At 70.9% G+C, this 5,912-nt stretch carries 5 protein-coding genes; all 5 read right to left on the bottom strand.

Going from position 1 to position 5,912, the window contains the following annotated elements; all coding sequences use genetic code 11:
* Positions 1–100 precede the first annotated feature (100 nt).
* Positions 101–1,591: an AMP-binding protein gene (locus tag DMC18_RS16245; protein ID WP_110133101.1), complete on the bottom strand. Its 1,491-nt coding sequence runs from the start codon at positions 1,589–1,591 to the stop codon at positions 101–103.
* A gap of 39 nt (positions 1,592–1,630) precedes the next feature.
* Positions 1,631–2,458 carry a p-hydroxycinnamoyl CoA hydratase/lyase gene (locus DMC18_RS16240; RefSeq protein WP_110133100.1) on the bottom strand — a complete coding sequence of 276 codons (828 nt, stop codon included), beginning with the start codon at positions 2,456–2,458 and terminating at the stop codon, positions 1,631–1,633.
* Positions 2,459–2,504: 46 nt separating this feature from the next.
* Positions 2,505–3,908 (bottom strand): aldehyde dehydrogenase, encoded by a 1,404-nt coding sequence (locus DMC18_RS16235; protein ID WP_110133099.1) that lies wholly within the window; start codon positions 3,906–3,908, stop codon positions 2,505–2,507.
* 2 nt (positions 3,909–3,910) lie between these two features.
* Positions 3,911–4,393, bottom strand: coding sequence for a MarR family winged helix-turn-helix transcriptional regulator (locus DMC18_RS16230; protein WP_233248182.1), 483 nt, complete (start codon positions 4,391–4,393; stop codon positions 3,911–3,913).
* 92 nt (positions 4,394–4,485) lie between these two features.
* Positions 4,486–5,912 (bottom strand): tannase/feruloyl esterase family alpha/beta hydrolase (locus DMC18_RS16225; RefSeq protein ID WP_110133098.1); only part of this gene is annotated, 1,427 nt, incomplete at its 5' end.

Here is a 5,912-nt window from a genome sequence, read left to right as displayed (position 1 = left end):
AGAGCCGGCGGCGGGCTCGCCGCGACGGCCTGTGTCGCGCCGGCCAGGCCGGCCGCGGCGACGCCGAGACCCAGCCCGCGCCGGCTGATGGGCGGAGGGTTCATGCGGGGGTCCTTTCCAGGATCAGGGCCTTGAGGATCGCCTTCTGGATCTTGCCCGAACCCGTGCGCGGCAGGCTGTCGACGATGGTCGTGGCCTTGGGCAGCTTGTAGCGGGCCAGCCGAAGCTCCAGGTGCGCGACGACGCCGGCATGGCTGACAACCACGCCCGGCCTCGGCACGAGGATCAGGTGGCCGACCTCGCCCCAGCGGGGATCGGGCAGGCCCAGCACCGCGCACTCGGCGATGCCGGGATGGTCGGCCAGGGCCGCCTCGATCTCGGCCGGATAGACGTTCTCGCCGCCCGAGATGAACATGTCCTTCTTGCGATCGACCAGCCAGTGGAAGCCCTCGGTGTCGGCGCGGGCGATGTCGCCGGTGCGGAACCAGCCGTCGGCGGTGAAGGCCGCCGCCGTGTCGTCCGGGCGCCGCCAGTAGCCGGAAAAGACGTTGTCGCCCTTGAGCAGCAGCTCGCCGGGCTGGCCGTCGGGGCAGTCGCGGCCGGCGGCGTCGACGATGCGGCTGCGCACGCCCGGCAGGGCCACGCCCACCGAGCCGGCGCGGGCGTCGATCTGGGCCGGATCGACCGGCATGCCGAACACCGTGCCGGTCTCGCTCATGCCGAAACCGTCGACCACCGGCACGCCGATCGCCAGCCAGGCGCGGATATCGGCGGCCGCGTGCGGCGCCCCGCCGGTGAAGATCGCGGTCAGGCCGGCCAGCCGCTCGGGGGCGAGGTCGGGATGGTTGCGCAGGGCCTGAGCCATCTGCGGCACGCAGAAATAGTGGCTGACGCTCAAATCCGGATCGGACAGCCGCGCCAGGGTGCGGGCCGGCTCGAACCCGTCCGAGACCAGGATCGTCCCGCCATGCAGCAAGGGCGGCCGCACCGTGGTGACCAGGCCCAGGACGTGGAACATCGGCGCGTCGATCAGGAAGGCGCTCTGGTGCGTCACTCGTCCCAGGCGGCCGAAATTGACCGCCGTGTGGTCGAGATTACGCTCGGACAGAACCACGCCCTTGGGACGGCCAGAGGTGCCCGAGGTGTAGAGGATCAGCGACGGCCGGTCGCGATCGAACGGCGCGGCTGCAAGCGGTTCGGCGGCGGCGATCTCGGCGGCAAGGTGGTCGAGGGACAGGCCCTCCAGCCCGACGCGGTCCAGCTCCTGGTCGCCGATCACCAGCCTGGGGTCGGCGTCCTCGACCAGGGCCAGGATCTCGGCCGGGCTCAGCCGCCAGTTCAGCGGCGCATAGACCGCGCCGATCCGGGCGCAGGCCAGGTGCAGGACCGCCAGCTCGACCCGGTTGCGGGCCAGGCTGACGACCCGCTCGCCGAGCGCCACGCCGCGCTCGACCAGCACGCGGGCGCAGGCGGCGACGTCGGCGTCGAGCTCGGCGTAGGTCCAGCGCCTGTCGCTGGCCAGGTCGACGGCCGCGAGGGCCTTGGGCTGGAGCCTGGCCTGCAGGCCGACATGGTCGATGGGGCCGCTCATGGAACCCTCCCCTTTTCGCCGTTTCCTCCCTGCCCCGTCTCAGCTCTGCTTGGCCAGATCGTAGGCGCCCAGTCCGGGCTTGTAGCTCTTGTCGTCGATGAACTGCTTGATGCCCTCCTTGCGACCGTCGTTGTCGAAGGAATTGGCCGCCTCCTGGGCCCTGACCAGGTAGTCCTCGGCGTTGTCGTAGGTCATTTCCTTGACCCTGCGGACCGCGTCCTTGGTCGCCTTCAGGGCCACCGGGTTCTTCTTGAGCAGCACCTGCGCGATCTCGCGAACCCGCGTCTCAAGCTGCGCGAGCGGCACGCTTTCGTTGACCAGACGCCACTGGGCGGCCTTCTGGCCGTCGATCAGCTCGCCGGTCAGGGCGTGGTACATCGCATCGCGCATCGGGATCAGATCGACGACGACCTTGGTGGCCCCGCCGCCGGGCAGGATGCCCCAGTTGATCTCCGACAGGGCGAACTGGGCCTCGTCGGCGGCGATCGCCAGGTCGCAGGAATAGAGCGGGCCGTAGCCGCCGCCGAAGCACCAGCCGTTGACCATGGCGATGGTCGGCTTGTTGTACCAGCGCAGGCGCCGCCACCAGCCGTAGGACTCGCGCTGGGCCTGGCGCACCGCGCCCAGACCCTTGGCTTCGGTCTCGCGGAAGTACTCCTTCAGGTCCATGCCCGCCGACCAGGCCGAGCCCTCGCCGGTCAGCACCACCACCCCGACGTCGTCGCGGTATTCCAGCTCGTCCAGCACCTCCATCATCCGACGGTTCAGGGTCGGGCTCATGCAGTTGCGCTTTTCGGGGCGGTTGAACTTCACCCAGGCGATGCGGTTCTCGACCGTGAAGGTGGCGGTGTCGTTGACCTCGGTCATCGGGCGGTCCTTGAAAATCGGAATGGGGTTGGCGACGCGGGGCGCTTCAGATCGGGAAGTGGCCGGGCTGGGTCTCGATGGTGATCCAGCGCAGGTCGGTGAAGGCCTCGATCCCGGCCTTGCCGCCGAACCGGCCATAGCCGCTGGCCTTGACCCCGCCGAACGGCATCTGGGCTTCGTCGTGCACGGTCGGGCCGTTGACGTGGCAGATGCCCGACCTGATCTGACGGGCCACGCGCAGGCCGCGGGCGGTGTCGCGGGTGAAGACCGCCGCCGACAGGCCGTACTCGGTGTCGTTGGCCAGTGCGATGGCGTGGGCTTCGTCGCGGGCGCGGATGATCCCGACCACCGGGCCGAAGCTCTCCTCGCGGAACAGCTTCATGTCGGGCGTGACCTTGTCGACCACGGTGGCCGGCATCAGCACCCCGTCGGCCGCGCCGCCGTTGACCTGAACCGCGCCGGCGCCGACCGCGTCGGCCACCAGGCCTTCGACATGGGCGACCGTCTTCAGATCGACCACCGCGCCCAGTGGCGTCTTGCCGGCGCGCGGATCGCCGGCCTTCAAGGTGGCGACCTTGGCCTGGAACTTCTCGACGAAGGCGTCGGCGACGGCCCCAACCACAATGATCCGCTCGGTCGACATGCAGATCTGGCCCTGGTTCATGAAGGCCCCGAAGGCGGCGGCCTTGACCGCTTCGTCGAGGTCGGCGTCGTCGAGCACGATCAGCGGGGCCTTGCCGCCCAGCTCCAGCAAAGCCGGCTTCAGATGCTCGGCGCAGCGCCTGGCGATGATCTTGCCGACGGCGGTCGAGCCGGTGAAGTTCACGCGGCGCACGGCTGGGTGGTCGATCAGGGCGCCGACGATTTCGCCGGCGTCGGCGGGGGCGTTGGTCACCACATTGACCACGCCCGGCGGCAGGCCTGCCTCGGCGAAGGCCTCGATGATCAGGCTGTGGGTGCGCGGGCAGGTCTCCGAGGCCTTGAGCACCACGGTGTTGCCACAGGCCAGGGGCGTGGCGATGGCCCGCACGCCCAGGATGATCGGCGCATTCCAGGGGGCCACGCCCAGCACCACTCCGGCCGGCTCGCGCACGGCCATGGAGATGCAGCCGGGCTTGTCGGAGGGGATCACCTCGCCGGCGACCTGGGTGGTCAGGGCGGCGGCCTCGCGGACGATGCCGACCGCCAGCATCAGGTTGAACCGCGCCCAGCCCTCGGTGGCGCCGATCTCGCCCATCATCGCCTCGACAAAGGCGCCGGCCTTTGCCTCCAGCGCGTCTGCGGCCTTGGACAGCAGGGCGCGGCGGGCGTTGGGCCCCAGGGCGCTCCAGCCGGCGAAGGCGGCCTGGGCGGCGTCGGCGGCGGCTTGCGCATCGGCCACCGTCATCGCCCTGGAGGTGCTGGCCACCGCGCCGGTCACCGGGTCGCGGCGTTCGAACGTCGTGCTCATGGTCATCCTTCCTTGGAGGCGGCGATCGCGGCGTCGCCCTGATCGGCGGCGTCGTCATTGAGGCGAAGCTTGGCCAGCAGGCGGCCCAGCTCGGCGCGCTCGGCTGGGTCGAGCGGCGCGAAGGCGGCGATGTCGTGCTCGCGGGTCACGGCCTCGACCTTGTGGCGCAGGGCCGCGCCAGCGGGCGTCAGGTGCAGGGCGTTGGTGCGGCGGTCGCGGCCCGGCCGGCGTTCGAGCACGCCCAGCGCCTCCAGCTCGTCGACCGCCTTCATGGTGCTGGCGCGATTGACCCCGAGCGCGCGGCCCAGGGTGATCTGGTCGCAGCCCTCGTGCAGGGCGATGTAGACGACGGCGGTCGCCCGGGCCGGCGTCACGCCCAGCGGGGCCAGCCGCTCGGCCAGGGCCGCCATGGCGCGGACGTCGGCATAGTGGAGCTGGAGGCCCAGGCGTTCGCCCAGGGCGCCGAACGCCTCGATCTCTTCCACGCTTCGCTCCCTGGCGCGTTCATTGGTTGATCAATTCGTATGCCTGACAAACAGTATCGTCAACACCGAATTGACCCGTCGCCGGCGCCCCCTCACTCGGCCTTGGGCGCCTTGCACTGGAAGCTGCCCGCGTCCTGCACGGGACCCTTGCCGTCATAGCGGGCGGCGGCGGGATAGGCGCAGATCGGACGGGTCACGCCCGGAAAGGCCTGCCCCTTGGCCACGAAGAGGTCGGGACCCGGCTTGCCCTCGGTCCAGGCCACGAGGGACGGCAGCGGATCGAAGTCGTCCAGACCCGCACCGCCGCCGCAGTGCTCCATGCCCGGCACGACGAACAGGCGCGCGAAGTCGGCGGCGGGCCGGCCGGTGGCGGCCTGCATGTCCGACGACAACCGGCCGTACCAGGCCTCCAGTTGCGGGGCCGAAAAGATCGGATCCGAGCCCCCGGTGACCAGGATCAGCTTGCCGCCGCGCGCTTCGAAGGTGCGGAAGTCGGTGGCGTCGGCGTCGGTATAGGCCGCGGTGGCCGCAACGGCCTTCAGCAGCGGGGCGACGTCGTCGGTGGCGATCGGCCGCTTGAGGGTCGGGAAGGCGAAATAGTCGCTGAGGGAATTGGTCACCAGGTCGCGCAGCAGGGTGAAGGCGCCGCCGTTGGGGGTGGGCGCGCCGGTCTGCCAGATCCGCCAGCCCTGGCTGAACTGGCTGGCGTCGTAGGGCCAGCTGCCGACCACGGCCTTGCCGTCTCGGTCGCGGGGGCCGCGGAAGGCCTTCTCGATCGCTTCGGCCTTGTCCGGCGCCAGGCAGCCTTCGCTTTCCTTGCCCTTGCAGGTGATCTTGCGGATGTCAAAGCGGCAGGCGCCGAAGATCATGCCGTCCTTGGCGCCGTCGAGGTCGTCGCACTGGGCCAGGATCGCCTTTTGCAGCAAGGCGCCGTCGGCCGGCGTCAGCAGGCGCGAGGCGTCGGTCTGGCGGCGGGCGGCCGCGGCGGCGAAGACATTGGCCGAATAGGTCGACAGGATCGCCGCGCGGCTGAGCTCGAAGGCCGGGTTGGCGGCGATGACGCCGTCGAACTCGGTGGGATAGCGCTGGGCGGCGATCAGGGCCTCGCGCCCGCCGTTCGAGCAGCCCATGAAGTAGCTCTTGGCCGGCGCGCGACCGGTCAGCTCGCTGATCAGCAGCTTGGACCCGGCGGTGACCTTGCCGATCGCGGCATAGCCGTAGTCGAGCTTGGCCTGCTGGTCCTTGGCGAAGCGGGAATCGGCCGGGTTGGCGGCCTGGTGGCCGCTGTCGGTGGAGACGACCGCGAAGCCACGCGCCAGGGCCGGCGGCTCGCGGCTGCCGGAGGGCGTCGGCTCGCCGAGCGCGGTCATCACCACGCCGTTCATGCCGCCGCCGCCCTGGTAGAGGAAGCGTCCGTTCCAGTCGGCGGGCACGCGCAGCTCGATCTTGATGGCGTAGGGCTGGCCGTCGGCCCCGGTGCGGCGGGCGATGTCGGCGGTGACCAGGCAGTGGGCCGGCA

Source organism: Caulobacter sp. D5 (assembly GCF_003185805.1).
GTDB lineage: Bacteria > Pseudomonadota > Alphaproteobacteria > Caulobacterales > Caulobacteraceae > Caulobacter.
Note: the sequence above shows the minus strand (reverse complement) of the source record. Positions and strands in the feature narration are given on the sequence as shown.

Bases quoted from the DNA above. Each gene is read 5' to 3' on its own strand.
- DMC18_RS16245 (WP_110133101.1), bottom strand. From the start codon at position 1,591: ATGAGCGGCCCCATCGACCATGTCGGCCTGCAGGCCAGGCTCCAGCCC.
- DMC18_RS16240 (WP_110133100.1), bottom strand. From the start codon at position 2,458: ATGACCGAGGTCAACGACACCGCCACCTTCACGGTCGAGAACCGCATC.
- DMC18_RS16235 (WP_110133099.1), bottom strand. From the start codon at position 3,908: ATGAGCACGACGTTCGAACGCCGCGACCCGGTGACCGGCGCGGTGGCC.